This is a genomic window from Bradyrhizobium sp. ORS 285, from assembly GCF_900176205.1.
Lineage (GTDB): Bacteria > Pseudomonadota > Alphaproteobacteria > Rhizobiales > Xanthobacteraceae > Bradyrhizobium.
In genome coordinates, this window is record NZ_LT859959.1 from 6,323,975 (window position 1) to 6,350,008 (window position 26,034).

At 61.3% G+C, this 26,034-nt stretch carries 14 protein-coding genes and 1 pseudogene; 4 read left to right on the forward strand and 11 right to left on the reverse strand.

The features are described 5' to 3' along the window. Positions 1-25: 25 nt before the first annotated feature. Genes BRAD285_RS28405 through BRAD285_RS28430 form a run of 6 tightly spaced genes read right to left on the reverse strand, consistent with a single transcriptional unit; the run spans position 26 to position 12,767 of the window. Entirely contained in the window at positions 26-3,115 is a 3,090-nt protein-coding gene (locus BRAD285_RS28405) for a hybrid sensor histidine kinase/response regulator (RefSeq protein ID WP_006613216.1), read from the reverse strand. A 2-nt stretch (positions 3,116-3,117) separates the two neighbouring features. After that, positions 3,118-4,050: a response regulator gene (locus BRAD285_RS28410; protein WP_006613215.1), complete on the reverse strand. Its 933-nt coding sequence runs from the start codon at positions 4,048-4,050 to the stop codon at positions 3,118-3,120. Positions 4,051-4,053: 3 nt separating this feature from the next. Beyond that, positions 4,054-5,403 (reverse strand): HlyD family type I secretion periplasmic adaptor subunit, encoded by a 1,350-nt coding sequence (locus BRAD285_RS28415; protein ID WP_006613214.1) that lies wholly within the window; start codon positions 5,401-5,403, stop codon positions 4,054-4,056. Continuing rightward, positions 5,400-7,640 (reverse strand): ATP-binding cassette domain-containing protein, encoded by a 2,241-nt coding sequence (locus BRAD285_RS28420; RefSeq protein ID WP_006613213.1) that lies wholly within the window; start codon positions 7,638-7,640, stop codon positions 5,400-5,402. Before BRAD285_RS28420 ends, BRAD285_RS28415 begins: the two co-directional genes overlap by 4 nt. Next, the gene (locus BRAD285_RS28425) at positions 7,637-9,325 is read right to left on the reverse strand and encodes an ABC transporter transmembrane domain-containing protein (RefSeq protein ID WP_006613212.1); all 1,689 of its coding nucleotides are present in this window, start codon (positions 9,323-9,325) and stop codon (positions 7,637-7,639) included. The genes BRAD285_RS28420 and BRAD285_RS28425 overlap by 4 nt, the downstream gene beginning before the upstream one ends. A gap of 22 nt (positions 9,326-9,347) precedes the next feature. Beyond that, entirely contained in the window at positions 9,348-12,767 is a 3,420-nt protein-coding gene (locus BRAD285_RS28430; protein ID WP_157681698.1) for a hypothetical protein, read from the reverse strand. A 1,532-nt stretch (positions 12,768-14,299) separates the two neighbouring features. On the opposite strand from BRAD285_RS28430, the gene BRAD285_RS28435 reads away from it, so the two are divergent. The 4 genes and pseudogenes from BRAD285_RS28435 to BRAD285_RS35935 all read left to right on the forward strand — a co-directional run bounded on the left by BRAD285_RS28435 (position 14,300) and on the right by BRAD285_RS35935 (position 21,232). Beyond that, entirely contained in the window at positions 14,300-18,589 is a 4,290-nt protein-coding gene (locus tag BRAD285_RS28435; RefSeq protein ID WP_006610679.1) for a PAS domain S-box protein, read from the forward strand. Between the two features lie 47 nt (positions 18,590-18,636). Beyond that, the gene (locus BRAD285_RS28440; RefSeq protein ID WP_006610678.1) at positions 18,637-19,986 is read left to right on the forward strand and encodes a diguanylate cyclase; all 1,350 of its coding nucleotides are present in this window, start codon (positions 18,637-18,639) and stop codon (positions 19,984-19,986) included. Then, positions 19,986-20,249: pseudogene (locus tag BRAD285_RS36715) on the forward strand (response regulator); the annotation flags it as partial. The gene BRAD285_RS28440 and the pseudogene BRAD285_RS36715, both read left to right, overlap by 1 nt. A 104-nt stretch (positions 20,250-20,353) precedes the next feature. Continuing rightward, positions 20,354-21,232: a GGDEF domain-containing protein gene (locus BRAD285_RS35935; RefSeq protein WP_083846349.1), complete on the forward strand. Its 879-nt coding sequence runs from the start codon at positions 20,354-20,356 to the stop codon at positions 21,230-21,232. A gap of 120 nt (positions 21,233-21,352) precedes the next feature. Here the strand turns inward: BRAD285_RS35935 and BRAD285_RS28455 are convergent, their stop codons facing one another. From BRAD285_RS28455 to BRAD285_RS28475, 5 genes are all read right to left on the reverse strand, one after another. Beyond that, positions 21,353-21,574 carry a hypothetical protein gene (locus BRAD285_RS28455; protein WP_087877564.1) on the reverse strand — a complete coding sequence of 74 codons (222 nt, stop codon included), beginning with the start codon at positions 21,572-21,574 and terminating at the stop codon, positions 21,353-21,355. Continuing rightward, positions 21,571-23,223 carry an IS66 family transposase gene (locus BRAD285_RS28460; RefSeq protein WP_157681655.1) on the reverse strand — a complete coding sequence of 551 codons (1,653 nt, stop codon included), beginning with the start codon at positions 23,221-23,223 and terminating at the stop codon, positions 21,571-21,573. The genes BRAD285_RS28455 and BRAD285_RS28460 overlap by 4 nt, the downstream gene beginning before the upstream one ends. Before the next feature lie 70 nt (positions 23,224-23,293). Then, positions 23,294-23,641 carry an IS66 family insertion sequence element accessory protein TnpB gene (tnpB, locus tag BRAD285_RS28465; RefSeq protein WP_006613318.1) on the reverse strand — a complete coding sequence of 116 codons (348 nt, stop codon included), beginning with the start codon at positions 23,639-23,641 and terminating at the stop codon, positions 23,294-23,296. Continuing rightward, positions 23,638-24,027 (reverse strand): transposase, encoded by a 390-nt coding sequence (locus tag BRAD285_RS28470; protein ID WP_157681650.1) that lies wholly within the window; start codon positions 24,025-24,027, stop codon positions 23,638-23,640. Before BRAD285_RS28470 ends, tnpB begins: the two co-directional genes overlap by 4 nt. 219 nt (positions 24,028-24,246) lie before the next feature. Beyond that, positions 24,247-25,911 carry a PAS domain-containing methyl-accepting chemotaxis protein gene (locus BRAD285_RS28475; RefSeq protein WP_006612377.1) on the reverse strand — a complete coding sequence of 555 codons (1,665 nt, stop codon included), beginning with the start codon at positions 25,909-25,911 and terminating at the stop codon, positions 24,247-24,249. Positions 25,912-26,034 lie beyond the last annotated feature (123 nt).

A 26,034-nucleotide genomic window follows, 5' to 3' on the forward strand; every position in this document is an offset into this window, starting at 1 on the left:
CAGGGCGTGACCGCGTGAAGCGGTTTCACGAAGCCCGCGCCGTAGCAGACCTGAGAGAACCATTGGCCTCCAGGACATCCAACTGCCGTAGCGTGTGCTCGAAGATGTTCTCCATTCTGACCAGGATTGCCCGCAAATCGGCGGGACCGGCCTCGCCCGACCTGAGTAGATTCTCCAGACGTTCAGCCAATGCCGCCATTCCCGATGCGCCGATGATCCTGCTCGAGCTCTTGATCGTGTGAGCAGGAAGAACCGCTGATTCCCATTCTTGCGTATCGATGCGCTCGCGGAGCAAGTCCAGATATGCGCGTGTATCGGTCCGGTACAGGGACAGCAGCGTATCGAAATTGCGGACCAGGTCGCGTGTCTGCCTCAACACGGAGAAATCCATCAACGGGATCTTGCTGCGGCTGTCGGCTCGAGGAGCCGCATCTGCAACGGGTGACGGCACCGTCTCAGGCGGTCGAAGCAGAGCCGCGGACGTCGTCGCGTTTTGCGTATCATTGTCGGCGCCAAGCGTATCCGTCCGGGCCGGATCAATCGCCGCGGCCTCCCGACCAATTGCGTCGCCCGACGATGTCGCTGCGGCCCCGGCCACGGACGCAACCGTCGCCGGCGGGATCACTTTGACAACGCCGTTCGGCTCCGCAGCGGGCGACCTCGTTTCCTGAGGCAGCTTTAGCAAACCGCGTTTCAGAAGCTCCGACAATATTTCGGACATGCTTCGCACTGAAATCGGTTTGAATACGACGTCGTCCATGCCTGCTTCGATGCAGGCCTCACGGTCACCCTTCAGCGCGTTCGCGGTCACGGCCACGATCGGGCATTCTCTCACCAAACCCTGCGCCATGAGCTCTCGCAACCTTCCCGTTGCAACGAACCCGTTCATCTCCGGCATCTGACAATCCATCAGAATGAGATCGAACGAGCCTTTCTTCGCCAACTCGATCGACGTGGCCCCTTCGGTCGTGGATTCGACGTCGAAGCAGAACTGCCGCATGATCTCCTCGAGGATGATGAGATTGATCTGGTTGTCGTCCACGAGAAGCGCATGAAGGCCTTCAAATTTGAGCCAATCGGGCCTATCGTTGTTTATGCTGGGAGGCCGCGCCACTGCCGTCGGCAACTTTTCTTGTACAGCAACCGATTGCAGACATTCGATGAGATCCGCGCCGATAAACGGCTTGACCAGAAATGCGTCAAACTGCTCGTACTTCGCGCTCACCTCGCGTTCACCCAGCACGACCGCTGGAATGCCGCGCGGGATCTGGCGCTTGAGTTGCAGCCACTGATCGCAGGCCCGATGAAGGTCGCGATCCTGATCGAAGATCAGCGCCCGCAGCGGTCCCTCCTGCAACAAGTACGCCACCTTCGACGGAAGCTCAGGCCCGTAGTCCAGCTTGATACATTCGCTGCCCTCATCCGAAAGCGCGTTGAGGATGGCCTTGAACTGAGCATCAGAGCCTGTGATCACGGCGATGCGCTGACAGCTGTTGATCGGCATGCTATCGGAAGGAAGCCGCGAGACCGGCAACCAGAACTTGAAGGTTGATCCGACCCCAACGTTACTATCTACCGTGATGTCACCTCCCATGGCATCGCATAGCTTCTTGCAAATGGCGAGACCGAGCCCCGTCCCCTCATAGTGGCCCTGATCGTCCTCGGACGCCTGCGCAAAGCGACGGAACAGCTTCTTCTGCTGCTCGACCGAGAGGCCGATCCCTGTGTCTGTAACCGCTACCTCGATCACCCCCTCCGCGTCATCCGCGGGACGGTAAGACACGACAATCGCAATACTCCCGGATGGGGTGAATTTGATGGCATTGCTGATGAGGTTGCCAAGGACCTGTCTCAGCCTCATCGGGTCGACCTCGATGTAACGTGGCACCTGCGGCGCAAGGTCGAGCACGAGTTCTAGTTTCTTCTCTCGCGCCTGGGCGAAATAGAAGCTGACAATTTCCTTCATATGGACAGGCAAATCTACTCGCGTCGGGTTGATCGCGATCTGCCCGCTCTCAAGCTTCGCCATATCCAAGACGTCGTTCAGAATGGTTAAAAGCAGGGATCCGGATGTCGCGATCAGCTGCAAGTATGTCTTCTGAAGCGCCGACAGCTCCGTTCTAATGAGGACATCTGCCATTCCTAAAATGCCGTTCAACGGCGTGCGAATCTCATGGCTCACGTTTGCGAGGAACTCGCCCTTCGCTTCATTTGCTGCATTTGCACGCTGCAGGGCATCCTGGAGACGCTGCTGTTGCAAGCGTCCGCATCTCGCAAACATCACGAAGAGCGCTGTCGCAAGCAGAAAGAGGAACACCAATCCAACCACGAATCCGAAAAGGCCTGGGACATCGGAACGTTGTTCGGCAAAATCCACGATCAGCTCGACGTCGCGCACAATGGTTACAGTCTTCCGTGAGTGTTTCGACACCCCCAGTATCCCGCTGTCCTCATTGCCAATCTTGCTCTTCCAATCATAGAGAGTGTCGCCAACCCTGAGCTGCAACCCGGAAAGCCGCGTACTCGTCGCAAAGGAAGCGAACGCCTTGGCTATCGCGGCATCCAGATCCAGCACCAGATATACAATCAGATCCTTCCCGGGATTTTCACGGTCAGGCGCGCTCTGCACAAGAACGAGATCGGTACTCCTCAGCGCTGAGAATGACTTCGGGTATCGATCGGCGGTAAACCCTCGCGTTCTGGACGGGTAACGTTTCAGCTCGGAATTGAGCGCCTCAGCTTCGCCGGAATCAATTCTTAGCTCTCCACGATCGCCGACGAAACGCTCGTGCCTGAAACGGCCGCCGACGCTGAAATAGCCAATCTCCACGACGTTGGGCGACCTTTTTGACAACTGAAACAGCTTTTGTTCGATCAAGTACCGCTGGTCAGTCGCCAGCATGGCCACCATATCCTTGATGCGTACGAGGCCCAGGTCGCCGTCCGCCGACAAGATGCGCGAAATTCCGTCGACCTCGAGATCAAATCGCTGATGGTTCCTGTCAATTGTGCCAGCCACGTAAAAGTACAAAAGGGCGGCAGTCGCCGCAAAGAACGTCACGATCGTTGCACCGAGCGGAATCCGGATCGTCCGATCCTTGCGCTGAAACTGCATGTTCACCACTCGGCTGGGCGCTTTGCCTGGATCACCCCAACGACTTCGTTGCCAGCTTCGTTGTACACCAGCTTGCTAAACGTATAGTTGTTGGCGCGCGCGATACCGCGTCCGTTCGGCGCCAACGCTCGCGAGGGATCTGTCGACAGAAACGGCCGCCAGTCGAAGCCGGGGCCGGTGTCCTTCACGGAGAGCACCAAATGCCCGTCCTTGCGCATCATCGTCGCTTCCACCTCGCCGCGTAAAGCCGGGCTTCGGCCACGACTGTCCAGCTCGCTCTGCCATCGGCCGGCGGCCAGCAGCGCAGCCTTGTTCTGCAAGCCGAACCGCAGCACGCCATGCTCGACGGCGTTCTGAACCAATTCATAGATTCCCTGAATGATCGCCTCGGGTTCGGAATGCAGGCTTGCGAGGAGACTGCAGACGCCTTCCACTTCGTGAGGGCGACTGAGCGACATCCGCATCACGACGACATTGCCGAATGCAGCCTGATGGACAGCGAGACGGGAGGATACATTGCGTTGCCGGTCGACCTCCTTCTTGGCCGACTCCACAACCGACTTCACGAGCTCGATCGACGGCGGCTTCGTCAAATAGTAGAAAGCGCCGGCATCGAGTCCGGCGGCAACATCCTCTGCGATGTTGGATCCCGTGAGCAGGATCACGGGCATGGCGCGAGTCGACGGCTCTCTCTTGAGCCGCCTCGTCAGCGCCAGGCCGTCCATGACCGGCATGATCCTGTCCGTGATGACCAGATCGGCCCGCGCCGGATTTTCCCGGAGCATCGCGAAGGCCTCGGCACCATCGCTCGACGTCTCGACGAGGTAACCAAGCGAAGACAGCAACTGTTCGAGAAAGCTGAGAGAAAAGCTGTCATCGTCTACGATCAGGATACGCGTTCGATCTACGTCTTTTGAGCCGACGCTGTTGGGCATTGGTCAACGTTCGCTGAAGGCCGAGCTCAGCGTCCTCTGCAAGGGGGTTAAAATGTATTGCATGACGGTCTTCTGGCCCGTGATGATCTCGCAGCTCACCTCCATTCCAGGCAGGATCACCGCTCCCGGAGCTTTCGGCATCCGGGTGTCCAAAGGCCGAATCTTCACTCGATAGTAGTACTGTCCGCCGATCTGGAACGATGACGGCGAAATCGTTTCGACGACGCCCTCGAGGCTTCCATAGCGCGTGTAATCGTAGGCTCCCACGCGGATCTGCGCGGGTTGCCCCGGACGTAGATAACCGATTTCAGAGGATCGCACGTTGGTTTCCGCTACCAGCTCGGTATTGAGCGGCACGAGGGTAGCGAGCACCTGGCCGGACCCGACCACCTGGCCGACGGAATTCACATCGAGTGACTTGACCATGGCGGCCACCGGCGCCGTAATCGTCAGACGCAGCTTCCGATCATTTTTCTTGGCGATGTTCGCGTCGACGACGTTGAGATTGGCCTCGAGGTCCCTGATCTTGAGGGCTCGATTCGCGCGAAGCTCGGCGCCATAGCTGACCAGTTGCTTTTCGACCTCGGCCAACCGCTCGATGGCGGCCTGCTCCCTGGCCGATGCGGATTCGGCCGCCGAACGCGCTCGCACAACGCCCTGGCGCCGCTCTTCGGCCTGGAGGCCTGTCGCCACCCCCTTCCGCATCAATTCGTTGAAGCGGCGTGCCTCTCGTTCCGCGTTGTCCACCTCGTCCAACGCGCCTTTCAGCTGGATGGCAGCCGCCTCACGGTTGAACTTGGCCTGTGCGATCTGGCTCGAGAGACGTGAATACTCGTTCTTCTCCAGCGTCTTCGCCGCGGTGAATGCATTGGTGTTCGCGAGCTCCTCCACGGGGTGCTTTCCCGATGAGCTCTCGAATTGCGGCTCCTGTCCCTCGAACAGCGCAATCTGCGCTGCGATCTGTGCGCGCAGGTCGAATCTCTGCCGCTCGAGCGCGACATCATCCTCTGCGGTATTGGCGTCACGAAGGACGATCAACGTGTCCCCCTTCTTGACCATCGCGCCTTCACGAACGGCGATCCTCTCGACCATGCCGCCTTCCAGATGCTGGACCACCTGCTCTGCTCCGACCGGCGTGAAGCTGCCCACCGCCTGTGTGACCTCCTTGAGGTTGGCGAAGCAGGCCCAGACGATGCCGGCGGCGGTCGCGACCGCCGCAACCCATCCGAAAGACCGCGACAAGCGCACTGTCGCGCTCTCGCTTGCCATCGGCGGCAAAGCGATCGCGTCCATCAGGCGCTTGTCACGCTCGAACGCGACCCTGACCGTTGGAATGATTCCAGCATTCTTCATGCGCGCCTCTCGTTCCGCGCGCGTCCGCCGGCCAGAAGCCGGGGGACGCCGCCATAGGACAAGTCGACGATGCGATCCGCTTCATCCAGGAAATCGGCGCGATGCGACACAAAGATGATCGTCCGACTGCCCCGGAACTCCACAATCGTCCGGCGCAGCAGGACGCCGAGGCTGCGATCCATCAGACTATTCGGAAACTCGTCAATCAGGACCAACTTGCTGTTTGTGAGGATTGCTCTCGCAAACGCGACCCGCAGCCGGAATTCATCGCCGAACCGCCGCGCTTCGTCGGCAGTGATGCAATGGTCCAGACCGCTCGCGAGTTGGCCGATATCCTCCTGGAGGCCGACGATTCTGAGCACTTCCTTCAGATTCCGGTCTGAAACCAGAGGATTGGCAAACAGCAGGTTGTCGCGGATCGTTCCGGGTACCAATGAAGGCTGTTGGGGGATGTAGGAGATCCGCCGGCGCAACTCCTCGACAGAAAACTGCCGGATGTCGACGCCGTCGAGCCGAATGGCGCCCAGGCCGATCTCCATCATGCCAAGGATCATCTTGAGGATGACCGATTTGCCGGTACCTGCTGCTCCGTGGAGCCCGATGACCTCGCCCGGGCGCACGTCCAGATCCAAACCGACGAAGACAGGACGGGTATCCGCCGCACGAAAACCGACATTGACGAAGCTCACCGCCCCCGTCAGGTCGCCCATCCGCTCCCGCGCCTTGAGCCGATCGAGTTCGGTCGGCATGTCCTTGAACTCGTTGACCTGGGAGACGCTCTTTCTGATCTGTTCGATACGAAGCACCGAGAGACAAAACGTGTGGAATGGAAGCAGGCAGCGAAGGCCGAGGATCGTCATCGCGAGCACCTCGACACCGCCCGCAATGCTGGATTTGACGGCCAGTCCCCGCATCACCATGAGCAGGATGATAGAACCTGAGAACACTGCCGAAGATGCGGCCTCGACCACCGCGCCAAGCTTCTGCAACTGAGCTTGCGCCGCCTGATCACGGCCGAATTGATCGCTCAGGCGATTGGCCCAGACATGCTGCAAGCCCAGGTCGGAGATCACCTGCATGCGGTCGAATGTCTCGATCGCTATCCGCTGGGCCTCCGTAGCCTCGTCGGCGACCACCGAGATATGGACTCTGGCGAAACGCAGGCCGACGAAGAAGACGAGGCTGAAGGCGGCCATCGCGGCCACCAGAACCAGCGCGCTGTGCCAGTCGATCATTGCAACAATCGCCGCGTAGAACGGCGCCAGCGCCATATCCAGCGCCGCCGGACAGGCGGGACTGACGAGGAAGTCGCGAATCCCCTCGAACGACCGCATGCGCGCCGCCTGCGCCGCCGGCGGCGCTCTCTCGGACAGGAACGGCGGCAACCTCAATATGTGATCGAAGGACGCTGCGTTGACCAGAAACTCCAGCCGATTAGCCACCCAGGACAGAATGTTTGAACGGAGCTGCGAGAGTTTTGCGTCCGCCACCAGGATCAGGATCAGCCCGATGGCGAGCATCGGCAGCGTGTCGAGCGCCGCGCGGCCGATCACTTCCGAAAATATCGTCGAGATCGCGACCGCCGACAACACGCCGAGCGCCGCGAGACAGAAGCTGATCGCGCCAAGCGTGAGCCAGATATTCCGGAACCGGCTCGTGAGCGCCGCAATCCAGCTCAGGCCGGTGTGGCCGCGGCGGGTCGCCGACAATGGGTCGACCACGCTGCGGAATGCGAAGGTGACGACGCGAAGTTGTCGCGACAGACCATCGATCTCGAACGGTTCAGGCCTGGCTCCGTCCACCAGCCGGAAGCGGCGTCCGGTTCGCGTGTCGGTCACGACGACGAATTTCTCGCCCCCCGATCGATCGCGGACCAGAAATGCGGGCTCGGTCAGAAGGAGATCCTTCGGAGCGGCCGAGCTCTTGACAACGTAGAAGCCGAGGTTGGCCATCGCGGTGACAACGATCGTCTCGCCATGCGTCAGTCGGCCGCGCGGCAGTGCTCCCAATACGTTCTTGAGCGGAAAATCGTGACCGCTGAAGATCACCAGAGCGGCGAAGATCTCGGCGGTTTTGTGCTCGAAGCCCTCCCGGGCGATGATTGCGGCAGCGGTGGTGACGGCCGCGCATTTCTGCTCGATCTCCGAAGGCGCCGCCGTCGGCGTCGCAACGGGCCGGTCATGGTTCTCGGCAGATGCAAACTCTTCAGCTCGGCTCAGCAATGCGCGGGCGGTCATAGCTTCAATCCCCGATATGTAACAAGCTGCTCGCCCAGCTTCGAACGGTCGAGTTCGAGTCCGTCAGACCGCAAGTGATAGTGGCGCGACGCACCTCCGGTCAGATTTTTATCATCCGAGACCAAGACGACCGTTGCGCGTCCGCTGATTCGCGCAAGGAAGCGATGCAGGTTCGCATAGGCCAATTGGTCCAGTCCTCGGTCCACGTTGTCGAGCAGGATCACTCGGGGCCGATGCGCAAGCGCTCGAACGATTGCGATCTGTTGGCACAACGACGCGGGGATCGCTTCCACGATCTCTCCGAGAAGAGGCGTTTCGATGCCCTGAGGCAGTTCGTTGATCAGGCGATCCACGCCGAGCATGCCTGCGACGCCCAGGGCCTGCTCTACCGTGACCTGACCGAACCGCGTGATGTTGTCACGTATCGTTCCCTTGAGCATCGCGCCCGACGAAGTGACGAGGGCGATGCTCGCGTTGAGGGCCTGGAACGACAGCTCCTCGACGGGACGACCATCGACGTTGACGACGCCAGCCTCGGGCTTCTGAACGCCGGCCAGGATTCGCAATAAGGAAGCGAGCGCCTCTTCCGAGCGTCCCGAGATCGCGACGAAATCGCCGGCATTCAGCTGCAGATCGAGACCGGCATAGTGTTCGGTCGCAAGTCGGCTTTCGATCCGAAATCCGAGATTGGCCGCGTCCAGCCTGCCGGCCGGAACGAAGTGCTCCCTCTCCGCCACGGCCCGCCCCGACTCGCGCGCGAGCAGCCTGACGATGATGTTCCGGCTTTCGCAAAGGTCTCTTGCCTGGATGAGAATGAAAACGACGCGCTGCAGCGGCCCCATGAGACGTCCCGCGAGCAGAATAACCGCGGCGACCGCGCCGATCGTCATCGAGCCGTAAGCGACACCGTACGCTCCGCACAATAACGCAACCACCGTGAGCGACTGATTGGAGGCCGAGATGCCGTTCATCAGCCGCCCCATCTTGATCGCCATCTTGTAATTGTAGCGAGCAAGGTCCGCCTGGTAGACCTCGTACTGGCGAGCGATGCGACCTTCGACGCCGATCGCCTTGATGGAATGAATCGCGCCGAGAACGCCCAGCAGGAAACTGTATCGCCGCTCGGTCTTCCGGGAGACGATCCGCGCCAGCCGGTTCATCTTCCTGCCATCGGCTGCAGTGATGCTGAGGCCAATCACGACGCTGATCGATATCGCGATGCCCGATAGCGGAGAGATGTAGAAGATCAGCGCGAGAATGAGAGGAACGAACGCGAGTTCGGCGAGCGCAATCGCCGTTTTCCCGCCGAAGTCCTCGGCGACCTGTCCGACCCGGCCGAAATAAACGATTGCCTGGGCCGCCCCGGCCTTCGCCGTTTCGGCCGCGCCCGCGCGAACCAGTTTCTCAAAAGCCGCCGAGACCAGCGTCTGGTTGTATTTCAGGGTTTCCTCGATGGCGAGAAAGGTCCGGGCGAGCCGCAAGAGCGACTCGAGCAATGTGACCGCCAAGGCCGCGAACACGATGACCGGAAGAGTCGTCGTATTCGGATTTGGCAGGATCCGGTTGAAGATGATCTGAGCCGTCAGTGGGACGCACAATCCGAGAACGTTCAGCGCAAGTGTCATTGCGACGAGCGTCGAATTGAAGCCGATTCTTCTCCTTTCTCTCTCGCTGACCGCTGTCATGTCATCCCTAGATAGTCCCCATTCATAGATGGAGCCCGATGCTGCTGACGGTTTTCGCCGTGACTGCCGTGAGCAACGAGGTGCTTGTTCCGGTCGGCGTCGGCGTCGGAGTCACTGTTCCGGTCGTCGCCGCATGCGTGGTCGAAGTGGTGGACAAGAGCGAGGTTGTTGCTGAAGTCGTCGAGAATGATGATGTCGGCGTCGTGCTCGTGCTTGTGGTCGGAGAAAGCAGCAAAGTGGAGGTGGTCGTGGCCGGCGTGACCGATGGCGACGTTGTGCTCAACGATGCGGTCGGGGCCAGCAACGACGTCGTCGACGCGATGGAGGAAGTCGAAACCGCGGTTGTCGTGGACGACGTCGTTGACGAAACTGATGGGGACGTGATCGACGTTGATGACGGGAGTAGCGAGGAGGTCAACGTCGACAAGGATGTCGCTGTGCCACCCGACGCCGAGGACAGGGTCGAGACGCTCGACATCGTCGGTGCCAACAGTGACGCTGTCGACGCCTCTGGAGCACTGGACGTCGGCAGCAGGTTCGTCGTCGACGTGAGGGAAGACAACGGCGATGAGATCGACGCCAAAGACGACGTCACATCGCTTGATGGCTGAAGAAGAGATGCGCTCGACGCCGTCGGCGCCAGAAGAGACGTCGTCGACGCCAGGGGCGCCGCGGCATCCAACAGCCCGCTCGTCGTCGAAGTGGTAAATGACAACAGCGACGACGTCGACGAAACGGACGTCACCAGCGGCAAAGGATCCACGCTAGGCAGTACTGATACGGTCGGTTCACCCGACGCGGGCAGCAGCGTTGACGTCGACGTCGCGGGCGCGGCGAGCGTCGGAAGCATGCTCGTGGGATCCTGCGCTGATGACAACAGTGACGAGGTCGACGTGGTTGGCACGACTGACGGGCTCAAGGCCAGGCCGATCGTATTCGTGAAGAAGTCGGCGCTGGCGATCGAGCTGCTGCTGAACAGCTCTCCAGTCCCGGAGGCAACCGTGACGGTCGGCGCGATGTCGGCCAAACCCGAGATCGAGTAATTGCCTCCGTTCAGCGTCGTGAGTTCGGTTGAAAGCGAAGTCGACAACATGCTTGCGGATGACGCGACCTGATGGTCGATCGAGGTCAACGTTGCCGTGGCCCCACCGACGATCTGCGACAGGAGATCGTTGGCTGGAGCGCTGGAAGAAGACCCGACGACGATATCCGACGCCGCCGGGTGACTCGCAACAAGATCCAAGGGCGAGATCGCCGCGGTTGGGACGGAGGCCACGGGCACCGACGACACTGGCGCGAGAAGGCTGTCGTTCACCGCGACGCTTGGGACGATGGAGCCCGAGCTGGTCGAGAGCACGTCGAGGTTTGCCACCGTGCTGACATCGATGTCGATATCGCGGCCGAGCAAGGACTCTACCGGATCGAGCGTAACCGCTGTCGCAGCGCCGGCAGTGCCGACCACCGGCACGTTGAGCAGCTGCGCTCCGACCGTCAGGTCCGTGTCCTGCGGCGCGTGGCCTGCCGGCGTGCCGGTCAGACCGCCAAGCACCGTGCCGACGCTGTCGGCCACGCCGTTCAGCACGCCCGTCACCGGCGCCAAATTCGCCACCGCGCCGACATCGATGTCGATGTCGCGGCCGAGCAAGGACTCCACCGGATCGAGCGTCACCGCCGCCGCGGCGCCGGCAGTGCCGACCACCGGCACGTTGAGCAGCTGCGCTCCGATGGTCAGATCCGTGTCCTTCGTCGCGTGGCCTGCCGGCGTGCCGGTCAGGCCGCCGAGCACCGTGCCGACGCTGTCGGCCACGCCGTTCAGCGCGCCCGTCACCGGCGCCGCATTCACCACCGCGCCGACATCGATGTCGATGTCGCGGCCGAGCAAGGACTCCACCGGATCGAGCGTCACCGCCGCCGCGGCGCCGAGGTCACCGACCACCGGCACGTTGAGCAGCTGGGCTGCGATCGTCAGGTCCGTGTCCTGCGGCGACTGGCCTGCCGGAGTGCCGGTCAGGCCGCCGAGCACCGTTCCGACGCTGTCGGTCACGCCGTTCAGCGCGCCCGTCACCGGCGCCAAATTTGCCACCGCGCCGACGTCGATGTCGATGTCGCGGCCGAGCAACGCCTCCACCGGATCGAGCGTCACCGCCGCCGCGGCGCCGAGGTCACCGACCACCGGCACGTTGAGCAGCTGGGCTGCGATCGTCAGGTCCGTGTCCTGCGGCGACTGGCCTGCCGGAGTGCCGGTCAGGCCGCCGAGCACCGTTCCGACGCTGTCGGTCACGCCGTTCAGCGCGCCCGTCACCGGCGCCAAATTTGCCACCGCGCCGACGTCGATGTCGATGTCGATGTCGCGGCCGAGCAACGCCTCCACCGGATCGAGCGTCACCGCCGCCGCGGCGCCGAGGTCACCGACCACCGGCACGTTGAGCAGCTGGGCTGCGATGGTCAGGTCCGTGTCCTGCGGCGACTGGCCTGCCGGAGTGCCGGTCAGGCCGCCGAGCACCGTTCCGACGCTGTCGGTCACGCCATTCAGCGCGCCCGTCACCGGCGCCGCATTCACGACCGCGCCGACGTCGATGTCGATGTCGCGGCCGAGCAAGGCCTCCACCGGATCGAGCGTCACCGCCGCCGCCGCGCTGAGGTCGCCGACCACCGGCACGTCGAGCAGCTGCGCCGCGATGGTCAAGTCCGTGTCCTGCGGCGACTGGCCCGCCGGCGTGCCGGTCAGGCCGCCGAGCACCGTGCCGACGCTGTCGGCCACGCCGTTCAGCGCGCCCGTCACCGGCGCCGCATTCACCACCGCGCCGACGTCGATGTCGATGTCGCGGCCGAGCAAGGCCTCCACCGGATCGAGCGTCACCGCCGCCGCCGCGCTGAGCTCACCGACCACCGGCACGTTGAGCAGCTGGGCTGCGATGGTCAGGTCCGTGTTCTGCGGCGACTGGCCTGCCGGCGTGCCGGTCAGGCCGCCGAGCACCGTTCCGACGCTGTCGGTCACGCCATTCAGCGCGCCCGTCACCGGCGCCAAATTTGCCACCGCGCCGACGTTGATGTCGATGTCGCGGCCGAGCAAGGCCTCCACCGGATCGAGCGTCACCGCCGCCGCGGCGCCGAGGTCACCGACCACCGGCACGTCGAGCAGCTGCGCCGCGATGGTCAGGTCCGTGTCCTGCGGCGACTGGCCTGCCGGAGTGCCGGTCAGGCCGCCGAGCACCGTGCCGACCACGTCGCCCGCGCCTGAGACAATGCCAGTGACAGTGTTTATCACCGGCGTGAGATTCACCGATGCGGTCACATCGACCGTGCCCACCAGCGGAATGTCTGTTGCGGTCAGCGAGATCGACGTCCCGCCCGGAGGCGGGACCGGGGGGTTGGACCCGCCGATATCGATTCCGGGAATGGTCGTCCCACCGCCATTTGTAACACCGGTGTTGACTGTCACGACCGGAGTTGTCGTGCCTCCCGATACCACCACTCCGACCGTCGTGGTGCCGCCGGAGGATCCCGTATCGGTAGTTGTTCCAGGCGTGGGATTGCCTGTATTCGAACCACCTTCGGACCCGGGCAGGACGACCGCAGGGGTTGTATTGGGAGGAGTCGACGTCGACGACCCCGTCGATGAGCTGGCCCCGGCGGAGCTACTTCCCTGCTGATCGCTCCGAGCCACCGCAGAAACAGCAGCCTGTCCGAGTGTCGGAGCCAGCTGCGCGCCGAGGCTCTGAAGCGGAGCGGTTGCTGTAGGTTGGGATGCGGTCAATTGCGCCGCACTGGTGGGCGCGTCCTCAAGCGATGTCCCCGAATTGTTGGACTGCTCAGACCCGCGCGGGCCTGGGCCAGAGCTCTCAGCGGCAGCGGCTGCCGGCTGAAACAAACCGGGGTCTGCGGTCGACGCGATCAGATTAGACTGTGTTTGCGCATTGCTTGCCGTCGGCCCGAGATTTCCGACCAGGTTATCGCTTGCGAGCGTACGTGTGCCGCTGGGCGCAGCCTCCTGCACCGCGCTCGCCTGGGGCAGCGTCGTCTTCGACACGGCGTCGACCGGTCCAAACCCCGAGAACTGATCGAACGCTTCGTACAGTTTCGATTCCAACACGCCCGTTGTCGCGCTTTCACCAGCCATTTCGAAGCACTCCCGATTACCGTTTGAACGACCCGCCTGTTTGATAGTTACGTCTTTTGAGTAGCTTCTTATTGATTTCGCCGTGAATTCAGCCGGAGACAGAACAACTACGATCTTTCCCCGCCTCGCGTTTCATCGAAGATTATTCTACCTTTAGTTGAGCTTCATCATAGGAAGACAATTCTTAATGAGACATTTCGCGGTTCCGGGCATTTTCGACCGGGCAACTACGGGTCGTGCGGCATTCGACGCGCTCACCTTGCCATCAATGAAATGCCTTCGACTAAAAATGACACCGCCTGTTGTCAGTTCGTTAGCGAGAGACCGCGATACATCATCGAAGGTCGATGATCAACGTCAGCTGCGACACTCCCTGGATGTCTCGGTTGATCAGACGTGCCGCCCCCCCAGATACCAAGCGGCAGAACGACGCAATGCGCCGCAGCGAATTGAACACGCAGTGCGTCAGGCGGAGCCTGGCCCTATGCACTCTCTCGAACAGAACTCGCTCCGCCCCTATCGTTCTAGCCCGGCAGGATCGAGCGCACCTGCCGGGATTGCGGAATCTCCTCCCTTTAGACCGTAATTATACGGCTCGGACAATTAATCGATCGCGAGAACATGCGTCCTAGTCTGAGATCGCTGCTCGCCTGGATAGTTTGCGCCGGAATGACTTCTGATCCTCTGCCGCCCGCAAACCACATCGGTTCGACAATCCGAGCAGGCACCGGAAAAGGTTCTATGGCGTCCAAGCAAGCTCTCCCGTTCGAAACGGCTCGACGAAGCGGGACAGGTCTTTTGTTAGTTCGTGTTGCCGGTCCGCGCGTGACGGCCGGCCTGAGGCTGGTGCGGTCATGATGTCTGCGCCGCCGACCACGGCCGCCCGGACGTCCTCGATTCGCTTCGAATCCATCTTGAAGAATTCTGGCCGCGTTATCCTCGTCGGCATGGGGTTGACCGTTCTGGCGGCCTTTGGCGCCGCATTCCTGCAGTTTTGGTACAATGACAGGATTTCCGCCGAGCGTTTCGACACGCTGACCGCCAGAGTCGCGGTTCAGATCCAGCGTCAAGTCGCAACGTATGAGTACGGCCTTCGCGGTGCCCGCGGGGCCGTTCTCGCAGCCGGCGATGACCTGTCGCGCGAACGGTTTCGCCGCTACGCGGCGTCGAGGACGCTCGATGAGGAATTCAAGGGAGCGCGCGGCTTTGGCTTCGTCAGGATTGTTCCTCGCGAGCTGACCGGTGCTTTTCTCGAGAGCGCGAAAAGCGAGGAGCGCCCAGACTTTACGATTCGGAAACTGGGAGACAATCCCGGCTCTCACTTCGTCATCCAATACGTCGAACCCGAAGCACCAAACGCCGCGGCGGTCGGCCTCGACATCGGGTCGGAAGCCCGCCGCCGCGAGGCGGCGTTGGCTGCGATCGATACCGGTCGCGCTCAGCTCACCGCACCGATCACTCTCGTACAGGCGTCCGGAAAGCAGGCCCGCAGTTTTCTGTTCCTGCTTCCGGTGTACCGACAAGATCAGCCTATCGGAACGCTGGAACAACGTCGGGCAGCTGCGATCGGATGGACCTACGCTCCGCTGATCGTCGACGACGTCCTCTCAGGTCTTCCTTCAGTCAACGAAGACATTTCACTTGCGATCGCCGACCGGGCGACAGGAGAGACAACACCGTTCTATTCCACGTCGAATGCGGCGCCGAGCGACGATGGACAGACCCGTCAGGTCTCGCTAGACGTTTACGGCCGAGAATGGAACATCAAAACGCGCGCGCTGCCGCCGTTTTTGGCGCAACTGCACCTCATCAACCCTGCGCTGACCGGCTCGGCCGTTCTCATCGTCGGACTGCTTCTGACCGCCTTGCTCCATTTGCACCTTTCGGAGCTGCGGCGCCGGGAATTTGCGTGGAGTGAACGGTCACGTCTCGCCGACATTGTCGCCCAATCGAACGAGGCGATCATCGGCGTGACACTCTCGGGCGCGGTGACGGACTGGAATCCCGCCGCCGAGCAATTGTTCGGCTACGCCGCCTCGGAAGCGTTGGGACGCAACCTCGCCAGCCTGATCGTACCCGAACACCTCATGACGCAATACGAGAATACAATTCGTCTCGTGCTCGACAAGGCCGCGCCGGTGCGGCTGGTGACTCAGCGCAGGACGCGAGATGGACAGCTGCTCGACATGGTGGTCAATCGCTCCCTCCTCCGCTCGGAGAACGGTACGATCGTCGGCTTCGGCACATCCGCCCTCGATATTACGTCCTTCGTCCGCACGCAGAACGAGTTGAAGGAGCTGAATAATTCTCTGGAGGCCCAGGTCAGGCAGAGGACATTGGAGCTTCGGGCCTCGTCCACCCTCAAGTCGGCCATTCTCGAACACTCGAACTATCCCGTCATCGCGACCGACCATTCCGGCATCATATCGATCTTCAATCCCGCCGCGGAGCGCTTGTTGGGATATCAGGCAGAAGAGCTCGTTGGCCGCAGATCTGCGGCCGTTCTGCATGACCCAGAAGAAATCGAGGCTCGTGCCACAGAACTGTCCGACAAGCTGGGGCGACGAATCAAGCCCAGGCTGGACGTCGTCGTGGCCGAGGCCCGCCATACACATTCCGAGATTCGGGACTGGACATACATCTCCCGCGCCGGAAAGCGAATCCCGGTCCGCCTGAGCTTGAGCCGATTGCGGTCGGAGAGCGGCGAAGAGCTGGGCTTCCTGGCAATCGCCGTCGACCTCACCGCTCAGTTGGAGCATGAACGCCGCATCGCCGAGAGTGAGGCTCGCTACCGCCTGCTGGCCGAGAACACCACGGACGTGATTGTTCTCCTCCGCGACGCCACCGATGAGCGTCTCTACGTGAGTCCGTCGGTCTTCAGCAATCTGGGATATACCGCGCCGGAATTCGAGGCGCTCGACCGCAAGCAGCTCGTGCATCCCGACGATCTGGGCCAGCTCGTCGAGAAGCGCGCATTGCTGCGTGCCGGAGAAACATCTGTCACAAGCGTTCACCGTATCAAGCACAAGGGTGGATACTGGATCTGGGTGGAGGTGATCTATACGCGGCTCGCTCCGGAGAGCGTAACGAGTCCAGACACGCTGGTCGTGATCCGCAACGTCACCGATCGCCATCTTCAGAGCGTGGAATTGCGCAAGGCCAAGGATGTCGCCGAAGCGGCCGCGCAGTGCCTGGAGGCGAGCGAGGCGCGCTATCGGCTGTTGGCGGACAACAGTTCCGATATGATTTTCCAGCTCGATCGCGACCTCGTCCGACGCTACGTATCGCCCGCCTCGCTCGAACTTCTCGGCTATGAGGCGATGGAGATCATTGGTACCAGGCCGATCGGTCAGGTTCACCCGGACGACGCCGAGCGGGTCTCGAAGATCTTTCAGTCGTTGCTCGAAGGAGAAGTCGAAAACGCGACGATCACCAATCGGATTCGCCACCGAGATGGGCATTGGGTATGGGTCGAGGCGACGTTGCGGGCCCTGAAAGATCCTTCGAACGGAAACGTCTCAGGCGTTCTCGGCTCGCTGCGAGATATCTCGCGCCGCAAAGCGATTGAAGAGGAGTTAGAAGCGGCCAAGAAGGCCGCGGAGGACGCCGCGCGCGCCAAGGGCGAGTTTCTCGCAGCCATGAGCCACGAACTGAGGACGCCGCTCAACGGCATCATCGGCTTTGCCCGGCTGATATTGGAAAGCCAGTCTCCGACGGACGCCGCGACCGAAAGGCATGTCCGGCTGATCCATGGCGCCAGCCAATCGCTGTTGTCGATCGTGAACGACGTGCTCGACGTCTCGAAACTTGAAGAAAACCGTCTTGAACTGGATCCTCGCGATTTTGAGATCCGCTCACTTGTCTCGAGTACCCTCGAACTCCTGCAGCAGGAGGCTCGCACAAAGCAACTGAGCTTGCGTGCCGAGATTGCGCCGGAGGTGCCTGAATATCTCGTCGGCGACGACAACCGTCTCAGGCAGGTCCTGATGAACCTCGTTTCGAACGCGCTGAAATTCACCGCCCACGGAAGCGTGCTGGTGACCGTATCGGATCGAGGCGGCAGTCCCGAACATGCGCGCATGCGTGTCAGCGTTCGCGACACCGGAATTGGCATTTCGGAAGCCGCGCGGCCTCGAATCTTCCAAAAGTTCAGCCAGGTCGACGGGTCGATCGCGCGCGGCTATGGCGGCAGCGGTCTGGGCCTCTCGATCTGCAAGCGCCTCATTGAACTGATGGGAGGCACCATCGATTTCCTCAGCCGAGAAGGTGAGGGATCCGAGTTCTGGTTCGATGTGGCTCTTCCGGTCGGTGCGCGTGCAGCAGGACCTGCGACGCTTCCGCCGGAGAGCGACGCTGCAGGTCATGGCCCTCCCGCCGACATTCTGCTCGCCGAAGACAACCCCGTGAACCAGGAGCTTGCGCTGTCCATCATCGGACAATGGGGTCATCGCATCGACGTCGTGTCCAATGGCGCCGATGCTGTCGATGCGGTCCGGCGCAAGGATTACGATATTATCTTGATGGACGTGCAGATGCCGGTGATGGACGGCGTCGAGGCGACGAGCCGCATTCGCGCTTTCGGGGGCCCATACGCGACGATGCCGATCATCGCGATGACTGCGGCGGTTCTGGTCAATCAGATCGAGAGTTTCAAGCAGGCCGGCATGACCGATCATATCGGCAAGCCTTTCGAACCGCATCAATTGCAGCGGATGATCGATCATTGGGTTGCTTGTCGAAGCCACGAATCGTCTGGCACGGATTTGCTGCCGCCCATGATCCAATCCGTTCCGCTGGCGCCGGAGATGCCGCCCGTGACGGTGGACGATTGCATTCTGGACGAGGGAGTGTTTGCCGAGCTGTCGAGCATAATCGGCGAGGGCAAGGCCAAGAATCTCGCGCAAAAATTCGCCGCCGACCTCGCCCGCCGCTTCGTCGACGTCACGAACCAAAAGGTCATCCGGAATGATGCTCATACGATCGCTTCTTCAGCAGGCGCATTGGGGTTCAGGAATCTATCGGCCTGCGCAAGACGATTGGAATATGCCTGCGACGGCCAAAGCGACTTGGCGGGACAGATGGAAGAACTGCAGGACTGGCGCCGGCGGGTGGGGGAATTCATCGGCGAACGGTTTAGCGCCTAGCGCTTGGGGCTTCGCGCTCGGGCAAACAGCGGAGTAGATGGGTAGACATGACCGGTCAGATCACCCCTCCCAAGATCGAGCGCGACTCGACGAGACAGGCACCAGAGTTGCCACCCATTCCGACGATCTGCGTGTTCGAACCCGATTCCCCCGTGGATTCCGTCGCATCGGCCGTCGAGCAACTGAACTATACGGCCCTGCGGTTCAGCAACATCGAATGCGCCCGTTCGCTATCGGAAAGCCAGCACGTCGAGGCCGCGATCGTCAGCGACGAACTCCCGCAGGCAATCGAGATCTGCATGTCGATCCCCGCTGGCATTCCGAAGATTCTGGTTGCATCCGAGCCATCGCTGGAGTTCAGCATCGCCGCTGCGCGCGCCGATGTTGCCGGGATGGTTCGACGCCCCGTCCAGCAGATCGAACTTGCCGACTGGCTGAAATTGTTCATTGCCGAGCGGAGTATCGTTGCCGCCTCCGTCCTGATCGTCGACGATGAACCGATCATCGCAGAACTGCATGCCTCGATCCTGTCCTCGTCCGGCTTGACCGTCAACGTCGCGACCACGCCGGCCGAAGCGCTCACTTCAATCGAAAGCAATCCTCCCGACCTCATACTGATGGATGTCCAGATGCCGGAGGTCGACGGGATCGAACTGGCGAAAATCATCCGACAGACACGGCATCGCCTCAGCGTGCCGATCGCGTTTCTCTCCGGGGAACAGAAGGAGGATCGCCAATTGGAGGCGCGTCGCTTCGGTGGAGATATCTTCATCAAGAAGCCGATCGATCCCAAACCCTTGGTCTCGCTGGTCCGGCTGCGAGCAGATCGCTCCAGAGTGCTGCGCTCCTTGATCGAGCGAGACAGCCTCACCGGTCTCTACAATCACGGACAGTTCAAGGAGCGTCTGATCCAGGAGTTCAATCGCAGCAATCGAACCAGAAGTCCGTTGAGTCTCGTCATGATCGATATCGATCATTTCAAGAGCGTGAACGACCAATTCGGTCACCCGGTTGGTGATCGGGTCATCCGCGGAGTGGCCAGCCTGCTGACGAGCAGGTTGCGAACCACGGACATCATCGGGCGCTATGGTGGGGAGGAATTCAGCGTTCTGCTCCTCGACACCCCCGTCGACGCAGCGACAGAGGTCATCGACAATCTGAGAAAAATGATGTGCGCGACACCCTTCGATATTGGCGGCCGATCGCTTCCGGTCTCGTTCAGCGCTGGTGTTGCAGCCGCCGCCAACAGCGCGACCCATGTCGAATGGATCGCTGCGGCCGATCGGTATCTTTACGATGCGAAACGCGCGGGTCGCAACCGGGTTGTCGCCGAACGCGATTTGGCGGCAACGTCCGCAGGCGCTTGCCGGGGAGGTTCGACGTGGACCCAGTCATGATGAGACAGCAAAATCTCAAGATCGCCGTCGTGGACGACGATGACGTCTTCCGCAGCTTGGTATCCTCGCTCTTGTCAAAGGACACCGGGTTCCAGATTTTCGAGGCCGCTTCAGGTCAAGAACTCGATCAGATCTTCAGTCGGGCTGATATCGATTGCGTCATGCTCGATTACAATCTGGGAAACGAGAACGGCTTTTCGATCAAGGAACGCATGGAGCGTCTGATCCCCGCCGTTCCACCCGTTGTCATGCTGACGGGTGACGGGCGAGAGAGCACCGTGATAATGGCTCTTCGCATGGGAATGGACGACTATTTGCCGAAACTTGATCTCAAGGCGGCCACTCTCATCTCGCGATCACTCGCGCCGTGGCGAGGGATCGCGACGCCAAGCGCGAACGGGCCGAGTATCAGCGGCTCATTCGGACGTCCGGCATCGATCCGGCAACTGGCTTGCAGAGCCGGGCGAACCTGGAGGAGCGGCTCGCCCGCATCGTCTCGCTGCCTGCCCGCAGTCGATCGTCCTACGGGGTTATCGCGATCGAACTGACCAATCTCGATGAAGTCGTCGCGAGATTCGGGTTGAGCGTGGGAGACAATCTGCTCCGAACATTCTCCGAACACCTCCGCGACGTCGCCCGGAACACCGATACCGTTGGTCGCTATTCCGAGAACATCTTTCTCGTGATTGCCGAAATCGGCGGCGACCCGGTCGTGCTCAAGAATTTGCTTGCAAGGCTGCTCCATACGCTGTCGTTTCGGTTGGAGACGAAGGCGACAAGCATCGCGATTTCCGTTCGTGTTGGGAGCGTACTCTGTCATGAGGTGCATCGGGATGGCGTGGTCACCTCCGCCGACCTCGTCGCAGCGGCGATTGCTGAACTGTCGTCGGAGGTGTCCCGTGCGCGGGAAGCCGAAGCCACGGATGGATCGTCGGCCGCTGCCGCGAGCATGGCAGCCGTGACCGACGCTCAAAATGCCGGCACGGGTCTCCGCACCGTCGACCGCCGCAAGGAGCCTCGGAAGCGTGTATTGAAGCGCGGACAGATCGTTTCTGCCTCTCTTGGAGTGGTCGTGGATTGCACGGTGAGGAACGTGTCCGCGCGCGGTGCGGCCTTGCGAATCGATGCACCGTTTGCGGTTCCAACTGAGTTCGACCTCGTGATTCCCGGCGACGGAACGAGGCGCTGCGTCCGGCTTCGGTGGCAGGTCGGCACCGACCTCGGTGTCGACTACGTCGATCGGTGAACTGGCCCCGGCTTGGCGCATTCAGGCCGGGGGTGACTCTGACGCCTTGCCGCTGATATCGTAAGCATCCGCCGTAGGCCGCGGGGGGAGCCGGTTTGCGGCGTCATCTGGGAAGAGATTTCAGAGCTGCCGACGTGTTTTGACGAGTTCGATCAGGTTGTCGATCCCGAAGTCGGTCAAGGCCATGACGCCATCGTCACCAGCGCCATAGACCCAGATGACGCCATCCTCGATGTCCAATTCGCTGGCGACGTCGTGCAACCATTCCTCATCTTCGCCGAGGTCCTTGGCAACCTTGGCGATGGTGGTGACGTGGTGAACTTTGTTGACGTGCGTGGTCATGCTGCTCGGGTGGAGAGCGCTGCGGCCTGAGGCGTCCAGTTCCAGGGCAGCAGTTCGTCGAGCCGTTGGGACGGGTGAGCGGCAATCCGGTCAATGACATCGGTCAGCCAGGCTTGCGGATCGATCCCGTTCATTTTGGCGGTGACGATCAGGCTGTACATCGCAGCTGCGCGCCGGCCGCCGCGATCAGACCCGCAGAAGAGCCAGGATTTTCGACCTAGGGCGATGCCTCGCAGACCGCGCTCGGCGGCATTGTTGGAGAGGCACACACGACCGTCATCGAGGAACAGCGTGAAGCTCGGCCATCGCTTCAGCACGTAATTGAATGCCTTGGCAAGGTCGTGCCCCCGGGCGAGCTTGGCGAGTTGCTCTTGCATGTAGAGCCGCAGGTCTTCGGTCAAAGGCCGACTGAGCGTCTGCCGTGCTTCGAGACGCTCCTGCGCGCTTTTGCCATTGATGGAACGCTCGATCTCGAACAACGCATCGATCCGGCGCACGACCTCGATTGCGATCGGAGAAAGCGGGATCTCCTTCTTGCCCGCAGCCTTGCGGCGCGCATTCTCCTCCAGATCGGCCATGGCAAAGAACGGGCGCCGCGCATGCGCCCAGCACGACGCCTCGCGGATCGGTCCAGGGCCGCGTCCAGCCAGATAGAGCTGGTTATAGCCGTCATAGGCGTCGGCCTGCAGGATGCCGGCATACCGCGCCAGATGCGCCTGCGGATGCTCGCCCTTGCGATCGCGCGAGTAGTAGAACATCGCTGCCGGCGGGTCCGCACCACCGAACGGCCGGTCGTCCCGGACATAGATCCAGCACCGCCCCGTGTCAGTCTTTCCCTTGGCCAGCACCGGCACGGTCGTATCGTCGGCATGAAGGCGCTCGGCCGTCATGACATGCGCTTCAACCAGGCGCAGCAGCGGGTCCAGCGACGCACAGACCGACCCCACGGCATCCGCCATGGTCGAGAGCGCTATCGGCACGCCCTCCAGCGCATAGCGCTCGGCCTGGCGGTTCAAGGGCTGATGCTGACCGAACTTCTCGAACATGATCATCGCCAGCAGGCTCGGCCCGGCCCATCCTCGCGCCACGGCATGGAACGGCGCCGGCACCTGGCTGATCTTCTCGCAGTCCCGGCAGGAGAACTTCTCCCGCACCGTCTCGATCACCTTCCATTGGCGCGGCACCACCTCCAGCGTCCGCGTCACGTCCTCGCCGAGCTTGCGCAGGCGATTGCTGCCGCAGCATTCGCAAGCCGTCGGCGGCTCGATCACCACCCGCTCGCGGGGCAGATGTTCGGGGAAGGTTTGTCGCTCGGTGCGCTTGCGCGTGAAGGCGCGGACCGTGCTGGTCTTCGCCGCGGCGCGTTCCGCCGCAAGCTCGTCCTCGGTGGCGCCAGCTTCCTGCTCTTCGAACGTCAGCGCCAGTTGTTCGAGCAGGCGTGATGAACGCTCCGACCGCTGCCCGTAGATCTGATGCCTCAGCTTGGCGATCTGCAGCTTCTGGGACGCGATCAGGGCTTCGTCTTCCGATGCCTTGGCTCGGGCAGCCGCAAGCTCGGCAGCGACCTCCAATCCCTTCGCGCGCTCGGCCGCCAGCGCCTGTTTCAGGGCGACGACGTCATCCGGTCCAGCATCGCAATCGGCGTTCATGCGACGCAGTGAATCACAGATCAGGCCGGTTGGAACTCCCTAAATACCGGAAAGCCGCAACTATCTCTGCTCAGCCTGCGCTCTGTGGCCGCCATGTCAGCTGCGGATTCCTCCAATCGATCGCCTCAAGCATGTAGGCCATCTGCGCGGCCGAGATCGACACCGCGCCATTGGACACCGAAGGCCAGATGAACTTTCCTCGGTCGAGGCGCTTGGCGTAGAGCGACAAGCCGATTCCGTCATGCCACAGGATCTTGACCAGATCCCCGCGACGGCCGCGGAAGATGTAGAGATCGCCGGCGTGGGGATCTCGCTTCAAAATCTCCTGGACCATCAGGGCCAGGCTCTGCATACCACGGCGCATGTCCGTGTGGCCGGTCGCAATCCAGACCTTGACGTCGCTCGGGATCGGAATCATCGCCGCCTCAAAAGGTCGAGAATGCGCCGAAGTGCCTCGGTGTCCACGTCGCGGTCGACGCGCACGCAGCAGTCGTCCAGTTCGATCTCGATCGTTCCGGCCCGCATGCTCGGTGCGGCACGCGATGGCGACGGTGGTGATGGCACCCTCGTCAAGTCGTCAGCCTGCGACGACACGATGGCGACAGGAACGATAGCCGGCACAGCCTCGGCACCCAGCCGGCCCTGCCGCGCCTGCCGGCGCCAGGTGAACAGCAGGCTCTGAGCCACCCCATGCCGCCGGGCAACTCCGCAGACGGTCTGCCCGGACTGCATCGTCTCCTCGATCAGACGAACCTTATCCTCATAACTCCATCGACGCCGCCGTTCGGCGCCCAAAACTTCCATCTGCATCGCCGCATGACCTCAAGGCTGGACTTAAGGCCATATCCTTAGGCGGCCGGTGACGCCGAACAAGGCGGCCTACGCCGGAGCGATACCTGATATCAGGCCCCTTGTTCGAAAACAGCACGCGATAGCGCGAAGTCAACACTTCGGCGCTATCGGCCTTTCGAGACATGGCATCGGCAGGCTGGCTCGGAACGGCCAACGGATTCCTTAACCTGCCTAGGCGAGCTCAGCCGTGGCACGTTGCATGTTCGCCGACATGTCGGCCGTCACGGCACTCTGCTCTTCCACGGCGGCAGCTGTCGATGTGATGAAATCGTTGACGCTGGCAATTGCGGTCTTGATCATCGATAGGGACCCGACGACGTCGGCCGCAATCGTGTTCAACGCGTCGATTTCTGCAGAGATCGTGTCTGTGGCCCGCTTGGCCTGTCCAGCGAGGTTCTTGACCTCCGAGGCAACGACAGCAAAGCCGCGACCGGCTTCGCCGGCTCGAGCTGATTCGATGGTCGCGTTGAGAGCAAGCAGGTTGATTTGACCGGTGATGCCGGAGATCATTTCGACGATTCCGCCCATTGCGTTCGCCGCCTCGTTCAGACGCTGCGCTTGCCCGTCCGCAGCTTCGACCCGGCCGGTCGCGACTCTGGAATTTTCGCGAGACTTTGCCATTGTCTCAGAGATCTCGCGAATCGAGGCGCTCATCTCTTCGCTGCCAGCCGCGACAGCTTCGATCAGGTTTCGGGCGTTGTCGGCCTTTTTCCGGCCGATTGCCTGCGCGGTGATATCCGTGGCGTACTTCACGATCTTGTACGGCTTTCCATTCAAGTCCAAGATCGGATTGTAGGAGGCCTGAAGCCACACTTCACGGCCACCTTTCGCAATCCGTTTGTACTCCGCTGAGTGATATTCACCTCGTCTGAGCGTCTCCCAGAATGCCAGATATTCAGGCGAGTTTCGCTCGGTTGGGTCGACAAACATGGAATGATGCTGCCCCCTCATCTCGGAGAGGGTGTACCCCATCGTATTCTGGAAGTTGTCGTTGGCTGTCCGGATCGTACCATCGAGATTGAACTCGATCACCGCTTGAGACTTCCGGATCGCGGCGAGCTGCCCGTCGCTATCTGCGGCGTTCATCTTCTGCCTGGTGACGTCGTTTGCAAACTTCACAACCTTGAAGGGCTTTCCGAGCTCGTCTAGAATTGGATTGTAGTTCGCCAAGATCCAGACCTCTTTTCCTCCCTTCCCGATCCGCTTGTATTCAGCCGTTTCGAACTCGCCGCGGTTCAATTTTGCCCAGAATGCGGCATAGGCTGCGCTCGATCGGTCCTCCGGAGTAACAAATATGCTGTGATGCTTGCCCTTTATCTCTTCGAGTCTATAGCCCATCACGTTCAAAAAGAGATCATTCGCAGTGATGATCGTACCGTCCATGTTAAACTCGATCACAGCTTGCGCGCGGTTGATTGCGGCAAGCTTACCCGCGTCCTCCATCTCCCTTATCTTCTGCGCCGTGATGTCGGTGGCGAACTTGATGAAACTTACGACGTTTCCGTCCTCATCCAGAAGCGGAGCATATGATGCATGAATCCAAACTTCTTTGCCGCCCTTGCCAAATCGCTTATATTGCGTGGTCTGGAATTCGCCGCGGTTCAAACTAGCCCAAAAGTCTCGATAGCGAGCGCTTTCGCGCTCGCTCGGACTCACGAAAATGCTGTGGTGCTTGCCCTTGATCTCCGCGAGAGTGTAGCCACTCATCTTCAGGAGGTTCTCGTTGGCATCCAGGATTGTGCCGTCAAGGCCGAATTCGATGACCGCTTGCGATCGATCAATAGCCTCAACTTCGGCCAACGCGTGTTTCACCTTCTGGTTCTGAAAAATAAACACGTTTGGTTCTCGCCCTGCCCCAATCGACCCGACACAACTTTAAAGAAAGCTGCCCGACTTTCGTTAAGCAGACGTAAGCGCGGGACACTCGATTTCAACATCCCGTAATCCAGCGGGTTGTTG

Coding starts and splice junctions, on each gene's coding strand:
- BRAD285_RS28405 (WP_006613216.1), bottom strand. CDS start 3,115: ATGCAGTTTCAGCGCAAGGATCGGACGATCCGGATTCCGCTCGGTGCA.
- BRAD285_RS28410 (WP_006613215.1), bottom strand. CDS start 4,050: ATGCCCAACAGCGTCGGCTCAAAAGACGTAGATCGAACGCGTATCCTG.
- BRAD285_RS28415 (WP_006613214.1), bottom strand. CDS start 5,403: ATGAAGAATGCTGGAATCATTCCAACGGTCAGGGTCGCGTTCGAGCGT.
- BRAD285_RS28420 (WP_006613213.1), bottom strand. CDS start 7,640: ATGACCGCCCGCGCATTGCTGAGCCGAGCTGAAGAGTTTGCATCTGCC.
- BRAD285_RS28425 (WP_006613212.1), bottom strand. CDS start 9,325: ATGACAGCGGTCAGCGAGAGAGAAAGGAGAAGAATCGGCTTCAATTCG.
- BRAD285_RS28435 (WP_006610679.1), top strand. CDS start 14,300: ATGATGTCTGCGCCGCCGACCACGGCCGCCCGGACGTCCTCGATTCGC.
- BRAD285_RS28440 (WP_006610678.1), top strand. CDS start 18,637: ATGACCGGTCAGATCACCCCTCCCAAGATCGAGCGCGACTCGACGAGA.
- BRAD285_RS28455 (WP_087877564.1), bottom strand. CDS start 21,574: ATGACCACGCACGTCAACAAAGTTCACCACGTCACCACCATCGCCAAG.
- BRAD285_RS28460 (WP_157681655.1), bottom strand. CDS start 23,223: ATGAACGCCGATTGCGATGCTGGACCGGATGACGTCGTCGCCCTGAAA.
- tnpB (WP_006613318.1), bottom strand. CDS start 23,641: ATGATTCCGATCCCGAGCGACGTCAAGGTCTGGATTGCGACCGGCCAC.
- BRAD285_RS28470 (WP_157681650.1), bottom strand. CDS start 24,027: ATGGAAGTTTTGGGCGCCGAACGGCGGCGTCGATGGAGTTATGAGGAT.